At 63.9% G+C, this 26,195-nt stretch carries 22 protein-coding genes; 10 read left to right on the forward strand and 12 right to left on the reverse strand.

The features are described 5' to 3' along the window. Positions 1-505 precede the first annotated feature (505 nt). From POM99_RS17975 to POM99_RS17985, 3 genes are read left to right on the forward strand one after another with little or no spacing between them, the layout of a single operon-like run. Complete coding sequence (locus POM99_RS17975; RefSeq protein ID WP_277279926.1) at positions 506-1,633, forward strand: PepSY-associated TM helix domain-containing protein; 1,128 nt, start codon at positions 506-508, stop codon at positions 1,631-1,633. Then, positions 1,630-1,848, forward strand: a complete 219-nt coding sequence (locus tag POM99_RS17980) for a hypothetical protein (protein ID WP_277279927.1) — start codon at positions 1,630-1,632, stop codon at positions 1,846-1,848. The genes POM99_RS17975 and POM99_RS17980 overlap by 4 nt, the downstream gene beginning before the upstream one ends. Beyond that, a complete protein-coding gene (locus POM99_RS17985; protein WP_313792150.1) occupies positions 1,845-3,980 on the forward strand; it encodes a TonB-dependent receptor in 2,136 nt (711 codons plus the stop codon). The genes POM99_RS17980 and POM99_RS17985 overlap by 4 nt, the downstream gene beginning before the upstream one ends. 368 nt (positions 3,981-4,348) lie before the next feature. Here the strand turns inward: POM99_RS17985 and speD are convergent, their stop codons facing one another. The 9 genes from speD to rtcR all read right to left on the reverse strand — a co-directional run bounded on the left by speD (position 4,349) and on the right by rtcR (position 12,898). Further along, on the reverse strand, positions 4,349-4,729 hold the full coding sequence (gene speD / locus POM99_RS17990) for an adenosylmethionine decarboxylase (protein ID WP_277279929.1): 381 nt from the start codon (positions 4,727-4,729) through the stop codon (positions 4,349-4,351). Between the two features lies 1 nt (position 4,730). Further along, a complete protein-coding gene (locus POM99_RS17995; RefSeq protein WP_277279931.1) occupies positions 4,731-6,341 on the reverse strand; it encodes an FAD-dependent oxidoreductase in 1,611 nt (536 codons plus the stop codon). Continuing rightward, positions 6,334-7,884, reverse strand: a complete 1,551-nt coding sequence (locus POM99_RS18000) for a polyamine aminopropyltransferase (protein WP_277279933.1) — start codon at positions 7,882-7,884, stop codon at positions 6,334-6,336. Before POM99_RS18000 ends, POM99_RS17995 begins: the two co-directional genes overlap by 8 nt. Then, complete coding sequence (locus POM99_RS18005) at positions 7,877-8,086, reverse strand: DUF350 domain-containing protein (protein WP_277279934.1); 210 nt, start codon at positions 8,084-8,086, stop codon at positions 7,877-7,879. Before POM99_RS18005 ends, POM99_RS18000 begins: the two co-directional genes overlap by 8 nt. Before the next feature lie 28 nt (positions 8,087-8,114). Next, a complete protein-coding gene (locus POM99_RS18010) occupies positions 8,115-8,258 on the reverse strand; it encodes a hypothetical protein (protein ID WP_277279936.1) in 144 nt (47 codons plus the stop codon). A 1-nt stretch (position 8,259) separates the two neighbouring features. Next, positions 8,260-9,519 carry a DUF4178 domain-containing protein gene (locus POM99_RS18015; RefSeq protein ID WP_277279937.1) on the reverse strand — a complete coding sequence of 420 codons (1,260 nt, stop codon included), beginning with the start codon at positions 9,517-9,519 and terminating at the stop codon, positions 8,260-8,262. Then, positions 9,516-10,175, reverse strand: coding sequence for a DUF4178 domain-containing protein (locus POM99_RS18020; protein ID WP_277279939.1), 660 nt, complete (start codon positions 10,173-10,175; stop codon positions 9,516-9,518). The genes POM99_RS18015 and POM99_RS18020 overlap by 4 nt, the downstream gene beginning before the upstream one ends. A 28-nt stretch (positions 10,176-10,203) precedes the next feature. Continuing rightward, the gene (locus tag POM99_RS18025; protein ID WP_277279941.1) at positions 10,204-11,190 is read right to left on the reverse strand and encodes an SPFH domain-containing protein; all 987 of its coding nucleotides are present in this window, start codon (positions 11,188-11,190) and stop codon (positions 10,204-10,206) included. Positions 11,191-11,308: 118 nt separating this feature from the next. Then, positions 11,309-12,898 (reverse strand): RNA repair transcriptional activator RtcR, encoded by a 1,590-nt coding sequence (gene rtcR, locus POM99_RS18030; protein ID WP_277279943.1) that lies wholly within the window; start codon positions 12,896-12,898, stop codon positions 11,309-11,311. Between the two features lie 364 nt (positions 12,899-13,262). Between rtcR and POM99_RS18035 the strand changes: the two genes are divergently transcribed. Together POM99_RS18035 and rtcA are read left to right on the forward strand one after the other, a co-directional pair. Then, positions 13,263-14,489 (forward strand): RtcB family protein, encoded by a 1,227-nt coding sequence (locus POM99_RS18035; RefSeq protein ID WP_277279944.1) that lies wholly within the window; start codon positions 13,263-13,265, stop codon positions 14,487-14,489. A 39-nt stretch (positions 14,490-14,528) separates the two neighbouring features. After that, on the forward strand, positions 14,529-15,545 hold the full coding sequence (gene rtcA, locus POM99_RS18040) for an RNA 3'-terminal phosphate cyclase (protein ID WP_277279945.1): 1,017 nt from the start codon (positions 14,529-14,531) through the stop codon (positions 15,543-15,545). A gap of 418 nt (positions 15,546-15,963) precedes the next feature. On the opposite strand, the gene POM99_RS18045 is transcribed toward rtcA, so the two are convergent. Continuing rightward, on the reverse strand, positions 15,964-18,270 hold the full coding sequence (locus tag POM99_RS18045; RefSeq protein ID WP_277279946.1) for a TonB-dependent receptor: 2,307 nt from the start codon (positions 18,268-18,270) through the stop codon (positions 15,964-15,966). 298 nt (positions 18,271-18,568) lie between these two features. On the opposite strand from POM99_RS18045, the gene gloA reads away from it, so the two are divergent. The 4 genes from gloA to POM99_RS18065 all read left to right on the forward strand — a co-directional run bounded on the left by gloA (position 18,569) and on the right by POM99_RS18065 (position 22,360). Continuing rightward, positions 18,569-19,075 (forward strand): lactoylglutathione lyase, encoded by a 507-nt coding sequence (gloA, locus tag POM99_RS18050; protein ID WP_277279948.1) that lies wholly within the window; start codon positions 18,569-18,571, stop codon positions 19,073-19,075. A gap of 14 nt (positions 19,076-19,089) precedes the next feature. Next, the gene (locus POM99_RS18055) at positions 19,090-19,566 is read left to right on the forward strand and encodes a cupin domain-containing protein (RefSeq protein ID WP_277279950.1); all 477 of its coding nucleotides are present in this window, start codon (positions 19,090-19,092) and stop codon (positions 19,564-19,566) included. A 12-nt stretch (positions 19,567-19,578) separates the two neighbouring features. Then, positions 19,579-21,249, forward strand: a complete 1,671-nt coding sequence (gene dld / locus POM99_RS18060; RefSeq protein WP_277279951.1) for a D-lactate dehydrogenase — start codon at positions 19,579-19,581, stop codon at positions 21,247-21,249. A gap of 148 nt (positions 21,250-21,397) precedes the next feature. Beyond that, complete coding sequence (locus POM99_RS18065; RefSeq protein ID WP_277279953.1) at positions 21,398-22,360, forward strand: helix-turn-helix domain-containing protein; 963 nt, start codon at positions 21,398-21,400, stop codon at positions 22,358-22,360. A gap of 41 nt (positions 22,361-22,401) precedes the next feature. Here POM99_RS18065 and POM99_RS18070 read toward each other — a convergent pair whose 3' ends face one another. Together POM99_RS18070 and POM99_RS18075 are read right to left on the reverse strand one after the other, a co-directional pair. Beyond that, complete coding sequence (locus POM99_RS18070; protein ID WP_277279954.1) at positions 22,402-23,424, reverse strand: VOC family protein; 1,023 nt, start codon at positions 23,422-23,424, stop codon at positions 22,402-22,404. A gap of 160 nt (positions 23,425-23,584) precedes the next feature. After that, positions 23,585-24,529 carry a fumarylacetoacetate hydrolase family protein gene (locus tag POM99_RS18075; protein WP_277279955.1) on the reverse strand — a complete coding sequence of 315 codons (945 nt, stop codon included), beginning with the start codon at positions 24,527-24,529 and terminating at the stop codon, positions 23,585-23,587. Positions 24,530-24,832: 303 nt separating this feature from the next. Here POM99_RS18075 and POM99_RS18080 point away from each other — a divergent pair, with 303 nt between their 5' ends. Then, positions 24,833-26,155 carry an MFS transporter gene (locus tag POM99_RS18080; protein ID WP_277280027.1) on the forward strand — a complete coding sequence of 441 codons (1,323 nt, stop codon included), beginning with the start codon at positions 24,833-24,835 and terminating at the stop codon, positions 26,153-26,155. Positions 26,156-26,195: the final 40 nt, after the last annotated feature.

Here is a 26,195-nt window from a genome sequence, read left to right on the forward strand (position 1 = left end):
CCACCGGTTGTCTGGTCCGCTCTCCGGTCGGGGCTGCGCCCCTCCCTACGATCAGACCAGACAACCGATCCTACCGGCCATCATAGTCGCCGCTCAACCGGCCATCGTAGTTGTCGCCGCGCATTCCGGCATGCAGCGGTCTAGGACAGCTTGGAACTGACCAACGCCTGCTCCAAAGCAAGCAGGTCTATGAACATGGGGGCGGTGTTGTGGCGCTTTTGCTGTGGGCGCTGAGGCGCGCGCAAGGTTAAGGCCGGACCCACAGCGCGAGCAGCTTACGTATGGAGTCTGTGACCAGCAAAGGCTGGAGGTAAGCCACGGAAAACGGCTTCGGCGCCATGCATAGCTGGTGTTGGGAGAGGCCAGGAAGAGAGGTGCGGTAACTGCGGGGAAGTGACGAGGTCCCATCGCCTTTACTGCTTCCCCAAGCCACAACCATTCGCACTGATGCTAATGAGAATAATTCGCATTGACGACCACTGACAGCCCTTGTAGCCGGTGGGGGATGAAGGCCGGAACGATCAGGTGGTGGGAGTGGGCCCACAGGTGGAGCAGCCTCGTCTGCACGCTCTTCCTGTTCGTGCTCTGCCTCACGGGCCTGCCACTGATTTTCCATGACGAGATCGATGCGCTGTCCGGTCATCCGATTCCGGTCGGCGTGGCGTCCGCGCGCGGGGGCGAGCCGCTGGATAAGATCGTCTCGAAGGCCCTGTCCGACTATCGCACGGGCGGAGGCAGGAGCGGTGTCCCGCTGTTCGTCGGGTTCAGCGCCGATGATCCGCAGATCACGGTGACGGTGGGGCCTCGGGCCGATGCAGCGGCGGCGGAAATGCGGTTGTTCTCCTATGATCGCTCGACCGGCCACGCTTTGGGTGAGGTGCGCGGCGACGGGATCATGACGTTGCTGCTGAAGGTGCACACCGATCTGCTGCTTGGCCTGCCGGGCATGCTCTTCCTCGGCGTAATGGGCCTGCTGTTCATGGTTTCACTGGTATCGGGCGTGGTGCTCTATGCACCGTTCATGCGCCGACTGCCGTTCGGGACGCTGCGGCAGGGGCGTTCGCGCCGGCTCGGGCTGCTCGACGAACACAACCTGCTGGGGATCGTCACTCTGGGCTGGGCGCTGGCGATCGGCCTTACCGGCGCGATCAATGCCTTCGCCGATCCGCTGACCGCCGCTTGGCGACAGCGTGAGCTTGCATCGATGGTGGTCGGCCGTGCAGCAGAGCAGCCGCTCGATCCGGCAGGCTATGGCTCGGTCGACAAGGCGGTGGCCGCGGCGCAAGCGGCGCAGGGCGGACTGACACCGCAGTTCATCGGTTTTCCCGGTGGCGCCTGGAGCAGCCCGCATCACTACGCCATCTTCTTCCAGGGCGACACGCCGCTGACCAGCCACTTGCTGACCCCGGCACTCGTCGATGCCGACACCGGCACGCTTACAGACATCCGGCCCATGCCGCTGTCCATGCAGGCGCTGATGTTGTCGCGGCCGCTGCACTTCGGGGACTACGGCGGGCTGGCGCTCAAGATCGTGTGGGGACTGCTTGACCTCGCAACGATCCGGGTCCTCTGGTCAGGCCTGGTGCTGTGGTGGGGCAAGCGACCGCGCCGCGCGGTGGGAGCGCCTGCATGAACCGGCATGCAGCGCGCGTTCCAGCGACCGTCCTCTCCATGCCTTTGGCGTTGGCACTCCTTTCCATCGGCGGGCTGGTGATCGGACTGACCGGTGATGGCTGGCGCGATGCACTTTGCTCCGGCGCGCTGGCCCTGCCGCTGGCCCTTTTCCTGTTTCACTTCCTGCGCCGGGGCACGCCCCCCAGCCGTTCCAACCAGAAAGACAGACCTTGAAGCTTTCGCCCCTTCTTTTTGCCACCACGATGCTCGCCCTGCCGGTTGCCGCTCAGGCACAGGACGCGCCAGATCAGATCGTGGTCTCTGCCCAGCGGACCAACGCCACTGCGGTGACTGGCCAAGGCGATCTCGGCGCACTCGGCAACAAGATGGCCGAAGACGTTCCCTTCACGGTGCGCAGCTATAACGAGGCGCTGATCCTCAACCAGCAGCCGCAGACGCTGGGCCAGGTGCTGGATAACGATCCGACCTTGCGCACCAGCTATGGCTTCGGCAATGCATCCGAACAGTTCGTGATCCGTGGATTCGCGCTCTATGGCGACGATGTGGGGCTGAACGGGCTTTATGGCATCGCGCCGCGTCAGTTGATCGCGCCCGAACTGTTCGAAAGCGTGCAGGTGCTGAATGGCGCCTCCGCCTTTCTCAATGGCGCCGCGCCCGGTGGCTCGTCGATCGGCGGCAGCGTGAACCTGCAGCTCAAGCGTGCGCACGATGCGCCGCTCAACCGCGTGACTGCGGGCTATACGTCCGACAGTCACTTCGGCGGGAGCGTGGACCTTTCGCGCCGCTTCGGCGCTGACGGTGAGTTTGGCGTGCGCGTCAACGGTGCGTTCCGCAGTGGCGATGTTGCGGTCGATGGCGAGTTCCGCCGCACGATGACGCTTGGCGCCGCCCTTGACTGGCATGACGACAACACCCGCCTGTTCCTGGATCTCGGCTACCAGAAGGTGGAAGTGAAGGGGCTGCGGCCCAAGGTGACCATCAGCACGCCGACCATCCCCGCGGTGCCCTCCGCCAGCGCCAACCATGCGCAGCCCTGGACCTACACCACCTTGCGCGACCTGTTCGGCGCTGTCCGGTTCGAACAGGACCTTGGCGCCGATGCCATGCTCTATGTGACCGGCGGCGCGCGCGATGGGAGCGAACAAGGCATCTATGGCGGCATCACGGTGCTGGACGCTGCCTCCGGCGCGGCCAACGGCAATGCGCTCTACGTGCCGCGCACCGACAATAACGAGGCGCTGCAGGCAGGCCTGAGGGTCAAGCTGGGCAAGGCGGTGACGCAGGAGTTCAACTTTGGCGGCAGCGCGGTTTGGCAGGTCAACCGCAACGCCTTCGATTTCCTCTATGGCCCGGGCTTCGCCGGCTTTGCGACGAACATCTATGACGCGCCGGTCGTTGACATTCTCGCTTCGGCCTTCGTGGGCGGCGATCTCGCCCACCCGTTCCCAGTCAGCCGCACGCGCCTGCTTTCGGCTTTCGCGTCGGACACGGTGGGTTTGTGGGAGGATCGAATCCTCATCACCGGCGGCCTGCGACTGCAGGACATCCGGGTGAAGAGCTACAACTACTACAACGGCGGCCAGCTTGACGGCGTCTACAAAAAGTCTGCCCTGACCCCAGTGGTCGGGTTGGTGGTCAAGCCGGTTGCCGGCGTTTCCCTTTTTGCCAACCGGATCGAGGCGCTGCAGCAGGGGCCGACCGCACCGATCGACGCGACGGTCATCAATTCGGGCCAGGTCTTCGGCCCGATCAAGTCCACCCAATACGAGGTGGGTGGTAAGCTGCGCGCCGGTGGCTTCGACATCGGTCTCTCGCTGTTCCGCATCGATCTGCCGGTCGGCTATTCGGTGGATGCAGGCAACGGCCTCAAGCGCTTCGGCCTGTTTGGCGAGCAGCGCAACAAAGGCATAGAGTTCACCGTGAATGGCGAGCCGGTGAAAGGCCTGCGCCTGATCGGCGGTGCTTCGGTGGTCGATGCAAAGCTGCGCAAGACCAGCGGCGGGGTAAATCAGGGCAACCGGGCCGTTGGCGTGCCCGAATGGACCGCCAATGCGGGTGCCGAATGGGATGTCGCAACCACTGGCCTGACGCTGACCGGCCGCATCGTCCATACGGGCAAGCAGGCCGTGAACGTCGCCAACACGCTGGAACTGCCGAAGTGGACACGCTTTGACCTCGGCGCACGCTATGTGCTGGTTGCGGCAGACAAGCCTGTCACCCTTCGCTTCGGCGTCGATAACGTCGCCAACAAGCGGTATTGGGCATCGGCATTCGACGTGTTCTCGGCCGCCTTGCTGCAGGGCCAGCCTCGCACCTTCAAGGCCAGCGCCTCGATCGCCTTTTGACCAAGGCAGGGGGCACTTGGTCTGACATCGGTCCTCGGCCCCCACGTGGCACCAATTGCGAGCGCGTTCGAGCGCATATTCTGCAGGTGACGACTTGTTGGCAGGGTAGGCCCGCTAGCTGGAAAGAAGTGAGGGCTCGCAGCACAGTCTGTTGCCAGAACCAACGATGACACTTCAAACCCGGTAGCGACGACCGAGGGCGGGTGCCCAGCACCCGCGCAGGATAAGCTTCAGCCTTGGAACTCCACGAAAGGGTGATGTGCCACAAGCCATCGCCGCCCAAGTCGCCGACGCTCTCCAAGCCCCTCGCCCTCTCTTCGCCAAGGGTGATCTTGGGGTCGGTGCCGCCTATCCGCCGAGGTGGAAAATCATCGGGTTGCCTGACGATCTACGGCTTGGTCTAGCAGTCGCTCAACCACTTTTTCTCGCAGCACCACCGCCCGCAGGTTCCTCGCTATTACGGCGAGCCCTGCCGCTGCATCGGCGTCTTTCCCGCAGACGAACAGGTCGACTGCGGCCACGCCTGTCTCGGGCCAAGTGTGGATCGAGATGTGGGATTCGGCCAGCAGGGCGACACCCGTCACACCCATGCCGGCCCCGAAGGGATGAACGTGGACGCTGAGGACGTGCGCGCCCGCTGCCTCTGCTGCCTCCCACAAGGTGGCCTCCACCAATGCTACATTGCTGAGGCCTTTGCCTTCGCCAAGGTCGGCAAGGAGATGGATGCTGGTTCCCGGCAGGTGCGCCATGTCAGATCAGGCTTTCGAACGAATGGCCGAGGTGAGCAAGGGCGGTCTCCGCCGCAACCACGCCGCGGTAGTGCGCTTCTTCAAACAGCGAAAGGCCCGAAAGGTCAGAATGCGCAAAGAGCACAGGTGGCCGGGCCTCGATTGCGGCCGTGCGGACCGGGTCGGTCAGGAAACCGGGTGTCGGGCTGATCATGGCATGGCCCCAGCGCCAGACGTCGATCCGATCGATTGCGCCTGCCAGATCCGGGTTCATTGTCAGCAGGTCGTCCTCGATGATCCTCTGCCACGCGGCGAGCGTGCGCGTCATCATCAGCTTGCGCGCTTCTGGCGGTGACGCTTTTGACAGGGGTAGATACCAGGTAAGGACCGTGGGGCCATCGCCGCCGCTGGCTGACTGGTGGGTGGCCACCACATAACCCAGGCTGTCGCTGCCCGTCGAAACGTTGTCCCATGCAAGGCCGACGCCGCGCCCCTTCGGGTGCCGGTTTACCGTGACATTCGCAACGACCCAGGGGGCATATCGAAACCGGCCCTTGCCGGTGTGCGCAGGGGCCACGCGCGCGGCAACGAAGTGCGGCATGGCGACGATGACGCAGGAGGCATGCCAGCGGGTGCTTGACCCTGCCTTGTGGTCGAAGGAATCGACCACAGCCTCATCCCCCTGCTGCGCGATGGCGAACACGCTGTGGGCAGGCCGAACGTGATCAGCGGTCTGTTCCAGCAGGAGCGACACCAGGCGCCCGTTCCCTTCGGGCCAGGTCAGTTCGCGGTCACCATCGCCCCGAGCGGCCCAGCCCCTGCGCGCGGCGAAATAGTGCAGCCCGGCCCAGGCCGATACATCGTCCGGTTCGGTGCCGTAGTCATCGCGGCAGCAATAACGGAGATAGGCCCGCAAAACGGGCGAGCTGTAACCGTGATCATCCAGCCATGCCGCAAACGAGACTTTGTCGAGCGCGGTATAGGCCGGATCTGCACTCGAATAGACGCGCGGGATCGCAAATGCCGGGCGTCCATCCGCGCCAACTGCATTGCGCAACTGCGCCATTGCCTGGGTGAAGCGATCGCGCTGGATCTCGTCCTCGCGGCTCAGTCCGCTGGCTGGATACAGCCCCTCCTGCCAGCCACCGCGCCACAACAGGCGCTCTTCGAGATCGGCGCAGAGCTGGTAGGGATCGAAGATTGGTGCGCCGCCCTCTTCGCCCACGATCATGCCGAACTCCTGCAGCATGCGTCGCAGCGCCACCGCCTCCTTGTTGGGGACGGGCAGATAGTGCGCACCCAGCGGATAGGCACTCACCGGGTTGCGGCCGGACCGCGCATTGCCACCAACCCTGTCCTCAAGTTCCAGCACCACGAAGTCGTCGAAGCCCGCAGCCTTCATCCGCCAGGCCGCCGCCAGACCGGCCACGCCACCGCCGGCGATCAGGATGCCGACACGCGGCTCGGCGCCGTTCGGTGCAGGAAACTTGCCGTCACGGATCATGTGGCCTCGCCGCCAGTCTGCCCCATCAAGCGTTCCGGCCATTGCCGGCTTGGCACAGCTGCCCAGCGCGAGCGCGCCTGCTCCGACGGCGCCGGCCTTGAGGGCATCGCGCCGGGTGGGCTCAGCCATCGTAGTGGCCCCATTCCTCGGCAAAGCTGCGCACCAGCGCCTGGTTGTCCAGCCGGTTCACCGGCGTGGGGCGGCGCGCCATGTCCGGCGGAAAATCGAACATCGCCCGCTCGCTCGCCTGCGTCAGGAAGCGAAGCCCTGCGGGAAGGATGACGGTATCGCCGGGTGGCGCGTGGGCTGCCATGGTGAAGCCCCATTCCCCGAAGCTGGGGACATAGGCGTGATAGCCCCGCGCGGAGAGCCCGGCGGCTTCGAGCGTGCTCGCCACCGTCCAATAGGAGCGCGGCGCGATGAGAGGCGAAGTGCTCTGGACCGTCATAACGCCTGCAGGGGCAAGCAGGCGTGCCACTTCGCGGTAGAAGCTTTCCGTATAGAGCTTGCCCAGCGAGAACTCCGTCGGATCGGGAAAGTCGATCAGGATCGCATCGTAGGGGCCGCTCGCCTCCCTCACCCAGCGAAAGGCATCGCCATTGATCACCTGCATCCTTGGTGAAGACAGCGAATGGCGGTTCAACTGCGCCAGTTGCGGCACATCGCGAAACAGGTGCGTCATCTCGGGATCGAGATCCACCAGCGTCACCTTCGACACGCGGGGATCACGCAGCACTTCGCGCGCGGCAAGGCCATCGCCGCCCCCCAGGATCAGCACCTGCTTCGGGTTGGCAATGCGGCCCAGCACCGGCCAGACCAGCGCTTCGTGATAGCGGTATTCGTCGCGCGTCGAGAACTGGAGGTTGCCGTTGAGGTAGAGGCGCAGGTCCTCGCCCCGCCGCGTGATCACGATGCGCTGGTAGGGCGTCGAGCGGGCATAGACGACGGGTTCGGCATAGAAGGCGACTTCAGACCAGCGCTGGATGCGGTCTGCGGCAAGGAGGCCTGCGATCAGCGACGCCAGCACGATCAGCGCCGCCGCAAGATCGCGGCCAACGCTCTGGCGTCCGCGCAGGGCGAGCAGCAGCGCAACCGCAACACCGACGTTGGCCAGGCCAAACACAAAGCCCGTGCGGATCATGCCCAGCCACGGCACCAGCACCAGCGGGAACAGCAATGAAGCTATAAGCGCCCCGATGTAATCATAGGTCAGGACGTTCGAAACAAGGTCGCGAAAGGCAAACCGATGGCGCAGTATGCGGATCAGCAGCGGGATTTCGAGCCCCACCAGGATGCCGATCGCCAGCACCAGCGCATAGAGCGCCACCCGGAAATCCTCGACGATCGGGAACAGCAGGAACAGCCCCGCCGCCGACCATCCGCCCAGCGCGGCGATCAGGATCTCGACGCGCACGAACACGCCGATCTCGTTGTGCCGGACATGGCGAGACAGATAACTGCCAATGCCCATGGCGAAGAGGTAGCTGCCGATCACGGTGGAAAACTGCGTGACGCTGTCACCCAGCAGGTAGCTGGCCAACGTTCCGGCAAGCAATTCGTAGATCAGGCCGCAGGTGGCGACCACCAGCACCGAAACCAGCAGGATAACGGCAAGGGATGCAGGTGCGCCCGGTTCAGCCCCGTCTTCATCCCCCCGAACAGGATCACCCATGCACGGCTGCGGCGATGATGTTGGAGATCCCTATGGCGACTGCCCCGGCCAGCAGCGCCACCGCCATGTTCTTGCGCTCGATGATTTCACGCCAGAGTTCGCCGGGCGTCAACTTGTCGACCAGCACGAAGCTGACGATGAAGATCACGATGCCGAGGCCCGCGTAGAGCACCGTGGCGAGAAAGATGTCGAGGGTCAGCATGGGCACAACTCCATCGTGCGAAAGGGGATCATTTGTGGGTGGGACCGCGAAAGGCGGACGATGTCGGGCGTTCGTCATCGGCAAAAGGTGACCAGGCATACCATGTCGCGATGCCGGAGATCGCGATCAGGAAAAGGGACCAGAGGGAGAACAGGATCAGGCGCTTGCTCATCTCAGTCCTGGTGCCTCCACCACAGGATCAGGCAGGGCACGCCGAACAGCAGGACCGCAAAGGTCCAGAACATGCCCCAGGAGTAGCCCCCGGTGCAGGCGGCCAGCCAGACGGATACGGTCGAAGGTGCGCTCCACGGGTTCTTGGGGTCCAGCGTGTCTGGTCGTGGATCACTCGGCCAACCGTGTGATCCGGCATCGACATAGACATCGTAGCTGCCGCGCGGCACCCTTGCGAACAGCGTCTCGCCATGATGGCTGCCCTCGGTCCACGGGCCGTCGCTGTCGGTGCCGGCGTAGTATTCCACGATGCCATAGGCATCGATCGACTGCTGCGTGCGGCGATCGACAAGGCTGTAGTCCAGATCCACCCAGCGGTTGTCGAACTTGTCTGTGTCCGCCTTGATGGTGACGAATTGCCATGGTCGCTTCACGTCGATCGTGCCGATCTTGTGGGTCGTATCAGCCGCGCCGACCACCACATCGAAGCGGTTGCTCACGCACTGGCTCGGGCCACTCAGCAGGTTCTGGAGAATCCCGATGATGAACAGCGCCCCCAACGCCACCAGGAACATCATCGGCAGGTCGTTCTCGTCCATGCCGGGGGCTGTTGAGTAGCCCTCCCTTATCGCCCGCAGGTCCGGCCGCGGCTTGTAGCGCTGGCGGACCACGAATGGCCCTTCCACGTCGCGCCGGTCGATCGGAACCAGTTGGGTCCAGGTCACTTCGGTTCCGCTGGCCTCGCTGGAAAGGTAGCTGCTGCCGCGCGCGAAGGTCTTGCATTGCACGCTGTCGCCGCGGGCCACCCGCCAGTAGAATTCGCCAAGGACGATCGTGGTCTCGATCTCTGAACTGTCGTCGAGCGTGTAGGTCTGCCCGCGCCATTTGACCGAAGACAGGCTGCCCTCCGGCCGATCGAGCAGCAGCGTGCCGAACTGCCATTCGCCATCGGCCAGCACCAGCCAGCGGTATCCGGCGTAAGGGTTGAACAGCAGGTATTCCTGCCAGATCGCGCCGGGGCTGCGACGCTCCAGCGCGCCGATCGCTTCCCACTCGATGTCCAACAGGGTGCCTCGGCTGCCAAGCTCGATGGCGAAGTTTGCGCTCGCACGCTTGTAGGCCGTGATCAGCCGGACGTCTTCATGCGCCACGTCGAGCACGGACCCGCAATGGCGGCAGGCAAGGGTGACGGTATAGCCAGCCGCCCGAATCTCGATCGATCCGCCGCACGATGGGCAGGTGACCGCCCGGGCCACCGTCACGCCAGCTCTCCCGGCACGGTCCAGCCTTCTATGCGGCGCAGGTTCCTTGGCTGCAGCGCGGCCAGGTCGCTCCAATGGCCGAGCCAAACAGTCGTGCCGTCATCGTCCCGCTGAACCGAAAGGGCATCGCCATCGGCGTTGCGGAAATCGGCGTTGGTCATCGTTCTGCCGGCAAAGGTCGGAAATGGCAGGTCGCCCTCGCTGCCAAGGCATGCCGCTTCCTTGACATCAACGGCATGGAACCATTTGCCCCCTGCCTTCACGGTGGCGGCCACAGCCATCGGGTTGCCTCCCGCAAAGTTCCTGATGGCGGGCACTTCAAGCGCGGCGGGATACTCGCTGGTCAGCATGTACATCCCCATTGCTTCGCCCAGCCAATAGTGGCGGCCATCGTCGACGCGCAGGAACCATTCGTTCCACGAACCGTCCGACCAGCCCCAGCGCACCCGGCCGACCGCGATAGCGCTGCTCCCCTCGATCGTGAACATCGTGCCGATCTGGATCGGGGAGACGTCCAGCGGCAGGCTCGCCACCGTTCCCACGGCTTCGGCCGTGCCGTTGCTGCGCCGGATCAGGCTCTGGCAGTAACCGCAGGTCGAATAGGGCAATCCCGGATCACGCAGGGCAAGCAGGGCCCCGCACGAGGGACAATTCACGCTCTCCATACCCCCGCCCCGGTTATGCTCAGCGGATCCGGCTGAGCAGTTCGGCCTTCTTGGCTTCGAACTCCTGCTGGCTCAAGGCTCCGATGGTCACCAGCCGATGCAGCTTCTCGATCGTCGCCAGCGGGTCTTCTGCCGGGGCGCCGGGCTGGGCCGCCGGGGTTATGCCAAGACCCTGGGCCATGGCGCCGCCCAGCGCGGTTGCAGCGGCCATGCCCGCGCCGATGCCGGCAATTCCGGCGTCATTGCCCGCCGCCTGCTCGATCGCTTCGGCCGCCTGAAAGCGCGTGTAACTGCCAAGATCGCCCAGCACGCGCATCGAACTGCCTTTGTCGAGGTGGGCCTGCACCTCGTCTGGCAGCGAGACGCTTTCGACGTAGAACGACAGGCAGGTGAGGCCCCACTGCGCAAATGCCTTGTCCACCTCCACCTTGATCCTGTCGGACAAGGCCTGCTGGTTGGCCGCCAGGTCGAGGAAGGCAATGCCGCTTCCCCCAAGCGCGGTGGCGATGGCAGTCTGGATCGCCGCGCGCAGTTGCGGTTCCAGCGATACCACGGTCACGCCCGCCATGGTGCCCAGCACACGCGATACGAACGGCGCCACTTCGTGCAGGCGGAAGGAATAGGAACCGAAGGCGCGCAACCGCAGCGCGCCGAACTCGGCATCGCGAACGGTGATGGGCTGCGCGGTGCCCCATTTCAGCCCCTGCTGCTCTTTCAGCGATAGGAACACGACGTCGGACTTGAAGGGCGAACGAAAGCCCTTGTCCCAGTTCATCAGGTCGGAAAGCAGCGGCAGGTTCGCCGTTTCCAGCGTGTGCAGGCCCGGGCCGAAGTAGTCCGCGATCCGGCCTTCATTCACGAAAACGGCAATCTGCCCCTCACGCACAGTCAGTTGCGCGCCATGCTGGATCTCCTGATCCGCGAAGGGCACGCGCCACGCCAGCTGGCCGGGTTCCTCCTGCCACTCGATGATGTCGACGAACTGCTTCTTCAGGAAATCGAACATGGTCACCTGCCGCTCGGCTGCCCCGGCATCCTACAGCAAAGCGTGCCACCGGCAACGCCCCTGCGGCGGCAGACGTCTGCAGTATGGGGCTTGTCGAATTGGTCCATCCTCCCGCTTTTCATCGGGCAACCGCCTCAAAATCGAGGCCGAACCTGGCAAGATACTTGCGCAGCCGGTCCGCATCGTTGCTCGATGCCTTCCTCGCACGTGAGGCGGCGAACAGCGTCCGGCCCGCCTGCGAAAGCGACGCGCTCTGTCGGCAGGTCGTCACCACGAAGGAAAGCTGCACCCGGTCGAACGGGTCGATCGCCGCGAGCACATCCGGCGCCAGCACGGTTGCCAGCCCGTCGTCGCCTTCGCTCGCGCCCGACCACAGCCGACGCAGCCGTTCGATCTCCGCCGATACAGTGGCTGCATCGATCCGGCCCTTGGGCGCGAAAGTCGCCATGCGGGTTACGCTGGCCGCCAGATCGCGGAAGTTGCCGCTCCATCGCGCCTCACCCGACGTGGCAAAAGCGATGTAGCATTCGCGCGCCTCCCTGTTGAAGGTCACGCGTTCACCTTCCCGCTCGGCGTGGCGGTCCAGTTCGTAGTCGAGGTTGGGCTCGATGTCCTCGCGCCGTTCTGCAAGGCCTGGCAGAGTGAAAGTCCACAGGTTGAGCCGGGCATAGAGGTCATCGCGAAAGGTGCCTTCGCGCACTGCGTGCCCGAGGTCGCGATTGGTCCCGGCGATCAATTGGAAGTCGCTGGCTACTTCCTTGTCAGACCCCACCGGAAGAAAGCGCTTGTCCTCCACCGCGCGCAGGATCATCGCCTGCTCATCGAGGCCCAGTTCGCCGATCTCGTCGAGGAACAGCGCGCCGCCGTCGGCGCTGCGCAACAAACCGGGCCGATCTGCCGCCGCCCCGGTGAAGGCGCCCTTGCGGTGGCCAAACAGCGCCGACATGGCGCTGTCGCCCCGCAGGGTTGCGCAGTTCACCTCCACGAAGGGTCCGGCAACCTGCCGCTTCAGCTTCTTCAGTTCATGGATGCGCCGCGCCAACTGGCTCTTGCCTGCTCCTGTCGGCCCCATCAACAGGATCGGCGCACGGCTGCGGCCCGCTACCTGCTCGATCTCGTCGATCATGCGGTTGAAGGCTTCGTTGCGCGTCTCGATGCCGGATTTGAGGAACGATGCGCTCTCGGCACTCTCTGCAGCGAACCGTGTGGCGATGGAATCGTAGCGTGACAGATCGAGGTCAATCACGTTCCAGCTTCCCGGCACCGGGTCGCCCGTCCCGCGTGAAGGCTGGGTCTGCAGCAGCCTCCCCGGCAGGTAATTCGCCTCGGTCAGTAGGAACAGGCAGATCTGCGCCACGTGCGTGCCGGTGGTGATGTGGACCAGATAGTCCTCCACCTCCGGGTCGAAGGGATAGGCCCGCGCGAAATCGAGCAGCTTGCCGTAGACCTCCTCGAAATCCCAGGCGTCGTCGAACTCGACCAGATGGGGCTCGACCAGCGTTTCGGGTGAAACGTCCGCAATGTCGGTGATTACATAGTCGGCCAAGCGCTGGTGGCGCCTGCCGTGCAGCAGCACAAGCCGGTCCACCCGCAGATCCTCATGCATCACCAGGCTGACCGTTGGTCGCCACTTCAGCCAGCGCGAGGGGCCGAACTTGCTGGCATCCAGCGTGGAGCCGAGGAATCCAATGACGACCGCAGGCTTCATTCTTATCCATTATTATAAGTTTCTATCCCTGTCGATAGAGACGCTGCTCACCGTCAGTCAGCCGGCCCCAGGCGCAGCGAGAAATAATCGACATAAAATCAGAGCGACGCTTAGTTTTTTGCCACTGCCGCCAGCTTTGGCACACCTCCTGCAATTACATTCACGTCGCGTCGGTCGAACAGCGCGACACCAAGCAGCCGGAAAGCGGGGCGGCCGGAATGGGCCGGCCGCCCCCACACCCGGATCGGTTTCCGTGTCAGGACCAGGTGGTTCGATGATCTCACAGCACACTCCGACAGGCGTGTGCAGGAGGTCTCGCCAAACTTCGTCGCCGGCACCATGATTGCAAAGGAAGGGGGCCACCATGGCCGACACCAGTTTCGAGTTCCGGCACGTCGAGGGCGGAGTGCCCATCAAGATGTGGACCCGCGGGGTCCCTGTGGACGACAAGGCGCACGAGCAATTGGCCCGTGCGGCGAAGATGCCGTTCGTCTTCAGGCATGTGGCCGCGATGCCCGATGTTCATGTCGGCATCGGCGCCACGGTCGGCTCGGTGATCCCCACCAAGGGCGCGGTCATCCCCGCGGCCGTGGGCGTGGACATCGGCTGCGGCATGATGGCGGCGCGCACCTCGCTGATGGCGCATGACCTGCCCGACAACCTCGAGGGCATTCGCCTCGCGATCGAACAGGCCGTGCCGCATGGCCGGTCGGTGGGCCGCGGGCAGCGTGATCGCGGGTCCTGGGGTTCGCCCCCGCCCGGCATCGTAAGCGCCTGGGCCACGCTTGCGGCGCGGTTCGAGCAACTGTGCGACAAGCATCCGCGGCTGAAGAACACCAACAACCTGGTGCACATGGGTACCCTGGGCACCGGCAACCACTTCATCGAGCTCTGCCTCGATCAGGAAGCGCGGGTCTGGGTGATGCTCCATTCGGGGTCGCGCGGCGTGGGCAATGCCATCGGCTCGTTCTTCATCGAACTGGCCAAGCAGGACATGCGCAAGTGGCACATCAACCTGCCGGACGAGGATCTCGCCTACTTCCCCGAGGGGACCGACCACTTCGACGATTACGTCGAGGCGGTGGGCTGGGCGCAGGATTTCGCCGCACTGAACCGGCGCACGATGATGACCAACGTCGTCGCGGCGCTGCGCGGCGTGATCGCCAAGCCCTTCGATGCCGAGCTTGAGGCGGTGAACTGCCATCATAACTATGTGACGCGCGAGAACCACTTCGGCGAAAACGTGCTGGTCACCCGCAAGGGCGCAGTGCGTGCGGCCAAGGGAACGCTCGGGATCATCCCCGGCTCGATGGGCGCCAGAAGCTTCATCGTGCGCGGGCTGGGCAATGCCGAAAGCTTCCACAGCTGCAGCCACGGCGCCGGACGCGTGATGAGCCGCAACGAGGCAAAGCGCCGTGTTTCGCTCGACGAGCACATCGCTGATACGGCAGGTGTGGAATGCCGCAAGGATGCCGGGGTGATCGACGAGACGCCCCGCGCCTACAAGCCGATCGAGGCCGTCATGGCGGCGCAGGCCGACCTGGTCGAGATCGTCCATACCTTGAAGCAGGTGGTCTGCGTGAAGGGGTGATCCCTTTGCGCAGGCCCCCGGCCAATAAGAGTTCAGACAATGTTGCATATCGATGGATCGGAAGGCGAAGGCGGAGGGCAGATGGTGCGCAATTCCTGCGCGCTGTCGCTCGTCACTGGCCAGCCCTTCCGCATCTCCAATATTCGCGCCCGCCGCTCCAGGCCGGGGCTGATGCGCCAGCACGTCACGGCGGTCGAGGCCGCCTGCGCCATTTCGAACAGCACCTGTGAGGGGCTGATGGTTGGATCGTCGGAACTGACCTTCCGCCCTGGATCGGTCGTGCCCGGTGAATACCACTTCGCCGTAGGCACGGCCGGCAGCACAGGGCTGGTCCTGCAGACGATCCTCATGCCGCTGGCGCTGGCCTCCGCGCCTTCGCGGTTGGTGATCGAGGGCGGCACGCACAACATGATGGCGCCGCCGTTCGATTTCATCGAGCGCTGCTTCCTGCCGATCGTCAACCGCATGGGACCGCGCATTGCGGCAAACCTTGTCCGCCACGGCTTCTACCCGCGCGGCGGCGGGCGGATCGAGGTGGAGATCGAACCCGCGCCGCTGGCTGCGATCGAATGCGTCGATCGCGGTCCGCTGCTCGACCGTCGCCTGCAAGTCGCCTTCACCGGCCTGCCCTTCGATGTGGCCGAGCGCATGGTGAACAAGGCGCGCAAGGCTCTTGCCGACTGGCCCGAGGAAGCCTTCTCCTTTCGCGAATTGCCGGCGGATCAGGGACCGGGCGTGATCCTGCTGGCCGAAGCCGCCTATGCCAACGTAACCGAAATCGTCAGCGGCTTCGGCAGGCTCGGCGTGCCTTCGGAACGGATCGCGCAGCAGACCTGTTCGCGCCTCAGCGGCTACGCAGCCGGCAATGCATTCGCCGGGCCGTTCCTGCAGGACCAGTTGATCCTGCCGTTTGTGCTCGCTGGCGGAGGTGCGTTCACGCTTGTGAAGCCCAGCCAGCACACGCTGACCGCCATCGACGTCGCAGGGCAGTTCACGGGCATTACCCCCAGACTTCAGATCAAGGATAACGGGCCAAACCTGATTTCAGTCCCATAACGCGACTGAATGAGCCAAACGACAGGCTTGAACATGTGCACATGGGGCCCTGCCCCCTTTCGGATCTCCGATTGGGCGGAATGGAGCATTTCCCGCAATGCAGATCAGGCTGCGCCTTCCTATCCGGCGCCTGCGGGCGTGCAGCGAGCGGTGAAGGATTGGGCGTATCACACCCACTTGATCATCGATGATGGGGCCGGCCCGATCCCATGGTCTTGACGTGAGCAGGGATCGAATGTCGGCGGCCGGGGCACGGGCAAGATGCCCAATCGTGAGACGCTGTTGTCCAGGCACATCCACGTTGGCCTGCGGGCGCGGCAGCAGCCGACTTGTTCACAGGTCGCCCCTCCCCAGCCCGACGATCCTGCCCCCGGCTCCCGGGAGCGTTCACACGGGACGCCCCCCAGTCGAGGCAAGGTCAGAACCGGACCGTTCCTGTCAGCGTCACGAGCCGCGGTTGCCCCAATGTCCCGATGACAACATCGCGCTTGGCGCCTGGAACGGCGTCCCCCGGCCAGATGGACCCATCCGTATAATATCCCGTGTCGAACATGTTCTCGACGTTCAGGCGCAGGCTCCAACCCTTGGTCTCGACACCGACCGAAAGGTTGGTGAGTTCGTACCCCGGATGCCGCGCTGTATTCTCCTGATTGAACCAGTAGGGTCCTTTGCCGATGTATTCGACCGTACCGGTCAGTTCATAGTCGCCGCCCAGCGGGACGCGCACGTCGGCAGCCAGGTTGAAGCTGTAGTCCGAGATCCATGGCGGGGTCTTGCCACTGACATCGCTGGGCTGGCTGTTCACGTCGTTTACCAGACTGCCCGGCCCGAACTCGGCCCAGACCCGGCCGAATCCGGCGCTGAGGGTCAGAATGTCATTGGCTCGAAAGTTTGCGTCAAACTCGAACCCATACTGTTCAGAACTGCCCGCGTTGAGAATGTTCTCGACCACGCCGCCGATGGCGATCTGCTGTTGCAATTCGAACTGCCGATCCTTGTATTTGATGTAATAGACGGCAGCATTGAAATTGAGCCGCCGGTCAAGCGCCTGGGTCTTGAATCCGACTTCATAGTTGTCTGCGGTCTCCTTGCGGAACGCGTTCAGCTTCGGCGTGCCTGCCGCGTCGTAAAGATTGAAGCCGCCAGGTTCGTAGCCCTTGGCATAGTTCGCGTAGATATGGGTGCCACCCTTGGTGAAATAGGACAACGACGCTTTGGGCATCACTTCCGTGCCACCCTGCTTGAGATAGGGAATGCCGGTTGCGTAAAGACCTGCATTGCGGTCCAGTGTGTCATAGGTCCACTTGTCGATGCGCAGGCCCAGGCCCAATTCAAACTGGCCGAACTTGTAGCTGGCAGTACCGAACCCGGCCAGATGGGTCTTCTCGCGTTTGCGGTTCTCAAAGGGGAACGGCACCCGAACCGTGGTTTCCTCGTCGAACGTGGGGGGACTGACCGGATTGCCGACAATATTGTCAAGAATGTTGAGCGTGTCGGAGGGCGGGATCACTGCGGAAAGGACGTCTGTCGTTCCATAAAAATTGGCGTAGCTGGACCAGTCGTTCTTCCAAACCGAGTAGTACCCGCCGACGATCCATTCGAACGGCCCATCAGTGTCCGAGGTAAGGCGCAGTTCGTTGGTGTAGTACTTGGTCGGCTCCGGCCGCACGAGATCAAACCCGACCTCGGAAGACACGTCGAGATCGGTGGTGTCCTTTCTAAAGGCGTCGGTATAGCTGACCAGCGCATTGAGCTTCACCCCACCCAGGTCGTAGTTGATCTCGCCACTTATGCCGAAGGTGTGGCGACGCAGACGCCCCGCGAACGTGAGGTGCCGCTCGGGCGAATAGGTCAGCAGATCCGGATCGTCGGCGCGCCAGTTGTTATTGCCTGTGTCGATCTTGTTGTAGCGCGCCGAGATCAGGATGTTCATGCGGTCCGAAGGTTCGATGTAGAGAGCCCCGCGCACGCCCCATTCTGTCTTTTCGTTCGGATGCTTGCGCCAGCGTTCGGCCGAATTGCCGGAATCGGGCACGAAGTTCACCCCGGGCCCGACCAGTGGCACCGGCCAGATGTAGCTGTCGGTAATGTTGGAACGCCCATTCAGGCGGACGGGGTTGTTGTCATAGACAAATCCGTCATCCTCGTTGCGATAGCCGAACAGGCGCAGGGCAGCCACAGATCCCAGTGGAACGTTCAGGCTGGCCGACAGGTTGCGCATGTTCTGCTCGCCGATCCTGGCCTTTGTGCTTCCTGAAAACTCCCCAAGCTGGGGCCGCTTGGTGATGAAGCGGATCGCGCCGCCGATGTTCGACCCGCCATAGAGTGTGCCCTGCGGGCCTTTCAGCACTTCCAGCCGTTCGATCTCGCCAAATTCGGCCGAAGCATCGGTCAGGATATGCACGCCGTCGATGAAGAACCCGACCCCTTGGGTGTTGCCGAATGATCCGACGCCGCGGATGGTCACATTGGGGTTGCCGTCCGCCCGGGTGCTGAGGTTCAGGTTGGTGACCCGCAGGCCGACCTTGTCGATATTGTTTATCTCCTGCCGCTCCAGCTGGTCGGCACCGATCACCGAGATGGTTTCCGGGATCTCGCGCGTCGTCTCCGAACGCTTGCGTGCGGTCACCAGGATCTCGCCCGCATGATATGCGCCGTCGGCCTTGTCCTCGGCCGGCTGGACGGTCTGCGCCGCCACCAGGGATGGCGCTGCCAGTACCGACATTGCCGTACAGGCCATCAATGCGCTGCGTCGTCCTCCAATAACTCCGATCATAGCCTCTCCCCTCGTCGTGATGTGCGTTCTGCTTCACCGTCTTGGTTAGCGAAGCACGGAGGCAGGGGCTTTTGCGTGAGCGCCAACAGGATTGGCATTCCGTGCAACCTCCCGGGCGGGATGGATGCTGCATGATCTGTCATGGCTTCTGGCACTCACGGAAAAGCGGTGTTGGCACGGCGTGATAGTGCTGATGCATCGAACGCTGGCCATCCGGCCATGCCCGCTGCTTCGTCAGGAGTTGTCCGTGCAGAATGCACCACCGGTTGAGACCCGCGACTTCATTTTCAACCAGACGATGCTCCGCATCCGTGATCCCGAAGCTTCGCTGGAATTCTATACCCAGGTTCTGGGCATGACCCTGATCCAGCAGCTCGACTTTCCCGATGCGGCATTCTCGCTCTATTTCCTCGGCTACGTCCGACCTGACGATGAGCCCCTTCCTCAAGAACGGATCGCGCGCACCGCCTACGCCTTTCGCCAAAAGGCAGTGCTCGAACTGACGCACAACCACGGCACCGAGCGCCAGCCTGCGCCCGTCTATCACGACGGCAACAGCGAGCCGCGCGGGTTCGGGCATATCGGCATTGCCGTTCCCGATGTGGAAGACGCCTGCCGCCGCTTCGGTGAACTGGGCGTCACCTTCGTCAAGCGCCCGGACGAGGGGCGGATGAAGGGCCTCGCCTTCATCGCCGACCCGGATGGCTACTGGATCGAGATCCTGAATCCCGAAGGCCTTGCCAGCGCCGTTTGAGCGACGTGGCGACAATGAACAACATGGTGGAGGACAAGCCGATGAACGCGACTACCCCGATCAATTGCCGCGCAGTGGAACTCCGGAGCCTGCCTTGGGTAGACTTTCCGGCCGCGCTCAGCACCGGTGGCATCCGATGGAAACTGCTCAATGTGGCGCCCGAACTGGGTTCATGGGCCGCGATCTTCGATTGCCCGGCGGGATCGTCATTTGCCAGCCACCACCACATCGGCCCGGGCGAGTACTATCTCACCCGTGGACGGATGGAGATTCGCGGCGGAGAGGCAGAGGGCGGCGAGACAGTGAACGCCCCGGCCTATGGCTATGAGGCGACCAGCGCCTTCCACGGCAAGACCAACTTTCCGGTCGATAGCGAGTTCTACATGACCTTCCTTGGCCCGCTGCAGTTCGTTGACGAGCCGGGCGGCCCGACCAGGGCTCTCGTCACGTGGGACGGCGCTGAATCCGCATGGCTCGCTGCGCAGGGTTGACCGGACCGGACCATGCAGGGCCGCGCGCTTCTGGCACATCTGCGGGCGATTGTGGGGCGCGGTCACGTCATCACGGCGCCGTCGGCAACCCGCGCGTTCACCAATGGATACCGGACTGGCAGCGGAACGGTCCTTGCGGTGGTGAGGCCCGGCAGCCTGGTCGAAATGTGGCATTGCGCAAGGGCCTGTGTCACGGCCGGGTGCATCATCATCGTCCAGGCTGCCAACACGGGGCTGACCGGGGGATCGACACCCGCAGGCGGCTATGACCGGCCCGTCGTTCTGATCAGCACGTTGCGGATCGACGGGATCATCCCGATCCTGGACGGGCAGGAGGCCATTTGCCTGGCTGGGGCCACCTTGACCATGCTCGAAGACCGTCTTGCCCCTTATGGCAGGGTGCCGCACTCGGTCATCGGCTCGACTTGTCTGGGCGCGTCGGTCGTTGGCGGCATCTGCAACAATTCAGGTGGCGCGCTGGTCAGCCGCGGGCCTGCCTTTACTCGACATGCACTCTATGCCCGGGTCGATGAAAACGGTCGGCTGGAACTCGTCAACCGTTTGGGCGTGCTGTTACCGGATGATCCTGAAGCAGCACTGGCGTTGCTGGATGGGGGCACCATCCCGCCCGATCTCGTCGCCAGAACGGATCGGGCGGATGGCTGCAGTGCCTATGAACACGAAGTGCGCGACATCGATCGCCCCACCCCGGCGCGCTTCAATGCCGACAGCCGCCGCCATTTCGGCGCATCAGGAAGCGCCGGCAAGGTTGTCGTCTTTGCGGTGCGGACAGAGACATTCCCCGCCGCGCGCCAAACCGAAACCATTCTGTTGGCGACCAATGACCCGAACGACTTCGCCGCAGTTCGTCGGCACATACTCGGCGGGTTCCAGCACTTGCCCACTACAGCGGAGTACATGCATCGCAACGCCGCCACGCTCGCGGCAAGTCACGGCAACGATATCTGCCTTGCAGTGCAGTACCTGGGGGCAAGGCGCATGCCGTTTCTGCTCGCAATGAAGCTTGCGGCCGACAGGGTTCTCCGCCGGTTCGGATCGGCACTGACAGACCGGCTGTTCCAAGCCGTTGGCCGGTTGGCTCCCCATCCCCTGCCGGCTGCCCTTCGCCGGATCGTGGACGGGCACGAACACCTTCTGCTGTTGAGCGTTGCAGACGACGGCATTGCCGAAGCACGCAGGCGCCTCAGCCGTGATCGGGGCAAATCCATCGCTATCCACACCTGCACCGCAAAGGAAGCCGCAGCGCTGCAGCGGCTGCGCTTCGCCACGGCAGGCGCAACGATCCGCTTCGCTGCAGTAGAGAGGGCTGCCGGAGCGTTGATCGCGATCGATTGCGCCTTGCCTCGCAACCGCGCCAACTGGCAGATCGCCTTACCCGATGATCTTGCCCGCCAAGTGCTGGCCCGCGCGGACTACGGGCATTTCCTCTGCCATGTCTTCCACCTCGACTTCATCCTTCGCCCCGGCAGTGATGCAGCCGCCTTCGAAGCGGCGCTGCTCGCCCTGCTCAGCGCAGAAGGCATCATGTGCCCGGCCGAACATAGTTTTGGCCATCACTACCCCGCGCCAGAGAATGTGGTGGCGTTCTATCGCGCCCTGGACCCCACCAACACGCTGAATCCGGGCATCGGACAGACATCGCGTGGCAAGAACTGGACCTGAAAAGGACGCCCGCCTTTGCAATTCGTGCAGAGCGACGTGCGCGCTTGCGCATTCATGAGTTTGGGTTGGCCAGATGCAGGGAACTGAGGTTACACTCTCCCGATAAAATGGGTGCTCCGTTGAGAAGCGCCTGCAAGGGAGAATGCCGATGGACAATGGTGCGGCCGTGCACGCGTGGTCATCGCAGGACGTCAATCCGCGTGGGCGGTATGATGCGTGGGTGGACCAGCTCAATTCCACCTTCGGCTATTGGCGGGCTTCGCAAACGCCCGCCGGGGATTTCGACGCGACGATCAGGGCCCGCAGCCTCGGCAGCCTCAACGTCATTTCCTGCCAGTGCGACCCATGCGGGGGAGAGCGCAAAGGCGGTGACATCGTGCGGGAGACCGATCCCCAGGAGCGGTTGATCATTCAACTGGTCGAAGCCGGGCAGGAACACATGAAGCTGGGCGCACAGGAGGCGATCCTGCACCCGGGCGACATATTCATCTGGGACAACACCCAGACCATGCAATTCACCGTGCTAGAGCGGCTGAGCAAGGTGTCGGTCGCCCTGCCACTCAATCGCCTGAAGGACTGGCTGCCACAATCGTGGCGCAACCTGCCACGCTGCATCAAATCGGGCGAGCCCGGTTCAGACTTGCTGGCCGGCTATGTGCGAAGCCTGGTCAGGATCGACCACTCCAACAATCCCATGCGATACGACGCCCTCGTGGATGCAGCCGTGGCCATGATCGTGGCGTCCCAGTCGGGCACCCCGGAGCAGATCAGTCACAAGGGTGCCCAACTCGATACGGTCAAGGCCAAGATCCGGCAACGCCTGCAGGATCCCGATCTGACGCTTGAAGCCATCGCCGTGGCCAATCGCATCTCGTTGCGTTACCTGCACTGGCTGTTCGAAGGCAGCGGCCAGACGGCATGGCAGTTCATTTCGACGGAGCGCCTCGCCGGATGCAAGCGCGATCTGGCCAACCCGGCTTTCGCCGGATCGAGCGTTTTCGAAATCGGCCTCAGGTGGGGATTCGGCAATGCCGCCCACTTCAGCCGCAAGTTCAAGGCCCACGCCAAGCTGAGCCCGAGCGAGTTCCGCTCATTGAGCATGACCAAATGATCGAGACCGAATTCTACCTGATTCCGTTTGGTTGATCCCCGCTATTCGGCGGCTTCGGCCATCGCGATCGGATCTGCGGGATGGTATCGAAGCTGGTCAGGCCGGGCATAGGCAACGTCCCAATTGGGCTCGCCCCGCATGAAGTCGGGCAGGTTGGTCATGTAGATCGCCGTGCCGAATGCGCCGTCCCAGATGCGCGGGCGCCAGCTGTCATCCACGCAGTCGCAGTCCGCGCCGTATTCCGCCTCGCCGCCGGCCGGGCAGGGAATGTAGAAGAACGCTGCAGAGGTCAGCCGGTGGCGGCCAAAGCCCCAGTTCCAGTCACCATAACTGTATCCCCGCCGGTCAAGGTAGTTCTTGGCGACCATCAGCTCATCGATGTCCTCCACCTCCCAGTTGGCGTGGTGGAACTTCAGCGTGCCGTTGAAGCCCGGCATCGGCGCGTGCGCATCGGCCAGGAACACGTTGTGGTGTTCATAGGCCCCGTCGGCGCGCATGTAGACGCCGAAGCCCTTCTGCATGTCGGTGATGCGGAAACCCAGCACGTCGCGATAGAAGTCCACCGCCTGCTGCACGTCGGGGAACGTCCACACGCAGTGATGGGTGCGCTTGGGCACGGCGCGGTCGATCCACTTGCGCGGCTGGTTGAGCCGGGAGATGTGGCCCACCGTGTTCTGCGGCGTGGGCGCGCCGAACACGGCGCGCGGCTGCCACACCTGCAGTCCGATGGCCTGCCCGAACGGCGTGGTGAAGTGGACCACGCCCTCGTCGTCGGTGGTCAGCGTCACCACAGGTTCAAGCCGGGCCTTCAGCCGGCGCATGCCCTCGTCGCTGTCCACCGCCCAGACGCATTCGTGCACCCCGCGCGTGGTCTGCGCGCTATGCCTTGGCAGGCGCGGGTGGCCCTTGGCCAGGAACAGCGATTGCGATCCGTCAGCCGCCTCGAACAAGGCGGATGTGCTATCTTGTTCAACAAGGGTGAGGCCAAAGTCCGCGAAGAAGCGTACACAGGCGGGCACGTCGTCCACCATCCATGTCAGCCGCCTGATGCCGATGATCGCCATGCACTGTCTCCCGAAAACATGGGTGCACAATGCTGGCGATGCGGGATGGATTTGTTGATCGAACGCAAATCATGGGCATGAATTGATCAACTGAAAAACCATTCACCGCATCGATATCTGGATTGACGGCCCTGGTGGAAGGCGTGCGGGTGGCGCACCCTCAACCACGGACAACCGTCTGATGGAGCACGCCGAATGGAGCCCGGCCGGCCGCATCTACCGCCTCCATGCGCACGGTATCGCCAAAGCGCATGAACTCGGTTTTCGCCTCGCCCAGATCGAGCACTTCGATGCCCCGGCGCTCGGCGATGCACGATGAGCCGATCTCGCGAAAGTTGGCATTGGACACCGTGCCCGAACCGATGATGGTCCCGGCGACCAGATCACGCGTGCGTGCGGCATGGGCGATCAGTTCATGGAAGCCAAAGCCCATCGGTTCGCCATTTGCCGCGCCAAAGCGCTTTCCGTTCCAATCCACGAGGAGATCGAGGCACACGCGCCCGTTGCGCCAGGCTCCGCCCAGTTCGTCCGGACTGACCGCGAATGGCGCCATGCCGCACGGGGGCTTGGCCTGCACCCACCCGAACCCGGTCTTCATTTCGGGGCCGGCCAGCGTGCGCAGCGACCAGTCATTGATCTGCACGATCAGCTTGATGTGCTGCAAGGCATCGTCCGCGCTGGTGCCCATCGGCACTTCGTCCACGATCACGCCGAATTCGCCCTCGAAATCGATGCCGAGCGCCTCGCTGGGAAACTTGACCTCGCTGATCGGGGGATAGAAACGGTCCGAAGTGCCCTGGTACATCAGGGGCAGATCGGTCTTGGGCTTGGTAATGCCGAGCACGGCATCCATCAGGTCTCCGTGGCTCTGGAAGGCGGACCCATCCAGCCACTGCCATGCACGCGGCAGCGGCGCGAGGACCTGCATCGGCTCGATCGGGTCGGGAAAAGCGGCAACAGCGGCCAGTTGCGGCGTCACCTCGCCCCAGCGCTCGATCGCTTCCTGCAGGGTGCGAACCGGCGCAGGTGCACAGGACGCGCCATCTGGCGAAACGACGACGAGACGGCCGTCGGGCGTTCCATCGCGCAGGGTGGCAAGGCGCATCGATTTGTTCTCCGGCTGTTTTGGTATCAAGGTTCTGATTAGCTGCACTGACACCGACGCGCAACGGCTGCGCGTCGATGGACTTGCATTGCCGCGATCCGGCAGGTCCGCTGTCTATGCGACCGGAAAAGCCGTCTGGTCTCCCCCTCGCTGCACACCTGGACGCATCCTGGCCCTTTAACGCAATCGTTTGTTGAAACCTGGTTGCGGATGTGCCATAGCCTTGGCCATAAGGCCCAGCGCCAAGGGGAGAGCCACGTGCAGCAGGTCCGTCCGCAGCTTTCGCTGTCGCGCATTCTGGAAATGAATCTCGGCTTCCTGGGCCTGCAGTTCAGCTTCGGGCTGCAGCAGGGAAACATGGGGCCGATCTACAGCTACCTTGGCGCGAACGAGGCGCAGCTGCCGCTGCTCAGCCTGGCAGGGCCGGTCACCGGCCTGCTGATCCAGCCGCTGATCGGCGCGATGAGCGACCGGACCGACAGCCGCTGGGGCCGCCGCACGCCCTATTTCATCGCCGGTGCCATTCTGTGCACGCTGGGCCTGCTGGCCATGCCGTTCTCGGCCTCGCTGCTCATGGCCGCCTCGCTGCTGTGGCTGCTCGATGCGGGCAACAACATCACCATGGAGCCCTATCGCGCCTATGTCTCCGACCGGCTGAACCCGTCACAGCGGCAGGCCGGGTTCCTCTCGCAGAGCGCCTTCACCGGCCTCGCCCAGATGCTGGCGTTCCTCACGCCTTCGATCCTCGTCGGGTTCGGCATGAACAAGGACGCGGTCGACGCGCACAACATTCCCTACACCGTCCATGTCGTCTTCATGCTCGGCGCGGTGCTTTCGCTCACCACCATCCTGTGGTCGGTGCTGCGCGTGCCGGAACTGCCGCTTACGGTTGATGAGCGCGCCCATATCGCCGCCGCCCCGCGCGGCTTCGGCGCGGCGCTGGCCGAGATCGCGCAAGCGATCCGCGACATGCCCTTGGCCATGCGCAAGCTTGCCCTGATGAGCCTGTTCCAGTGGTTCGGCATGGCGGGCTACTGGACCTATGCGGTCTATTCGATCGCACGCACCGTCTATGGCAGCACCGATGCGGTAAGCCCCGAGTTCCACAGCGCCGTGCTGACCAATGGCGAAGTGGCCGCGTTCTACAATGGCATCGCCTTCGTCGCCGCCTTCGCCATGGTACCGCTGGTCCGGCGGATCGGGCCGGGGCCGCTGCATGCGCTGTGCCTGCTGGCCGGCGGCGTGGGCATGATCGCGCTGCCCTTCATTTCCACCAAGGCGCTGCTGTTCCTGCCCGCCATCGGCATCGGCCTCGCCTGGGGCAGCATCATGGGCAACCCCTACGCCATCCTTTCCAACGCCATCCCGCCGGCGCGCACCGGGGTCTACATGGGCATCTTCAACATGTTCATCGTCATCCCGATGCTGCTGTTCGCGGTGGTCATGAGCCGGCTTGACCTCGGCTTCGTCTCGCTCGGCCTCGGCGTCTACGAACGTGTGCTGGGCAACGATCCGCGCAACATGATCACCCTGTGCGGCCTGTGCCTGATCTGCGCCGCCGCCGCAGTGATCTGGGTGCGCGAAGGTCGCGCCAGCGCCGTGCGCCTGGCCGAAGCAGCCGCCTGAACTCCCTTTCCGATCCCGCGCCGCGCATGCGGCCACGAAG

This window comes from Novosphingobium cyanobacteriorum (genome assembly GCF_029436685.1).
In the GTDB taxonomy this organism is placed as follows: Bacteria; Pseudomonadota; Alphaproteobacteria; order Sphingomonadales; family Sphingomonadaceae; genus Novosphingobium; species Novosphingobium cyanobacteriorum.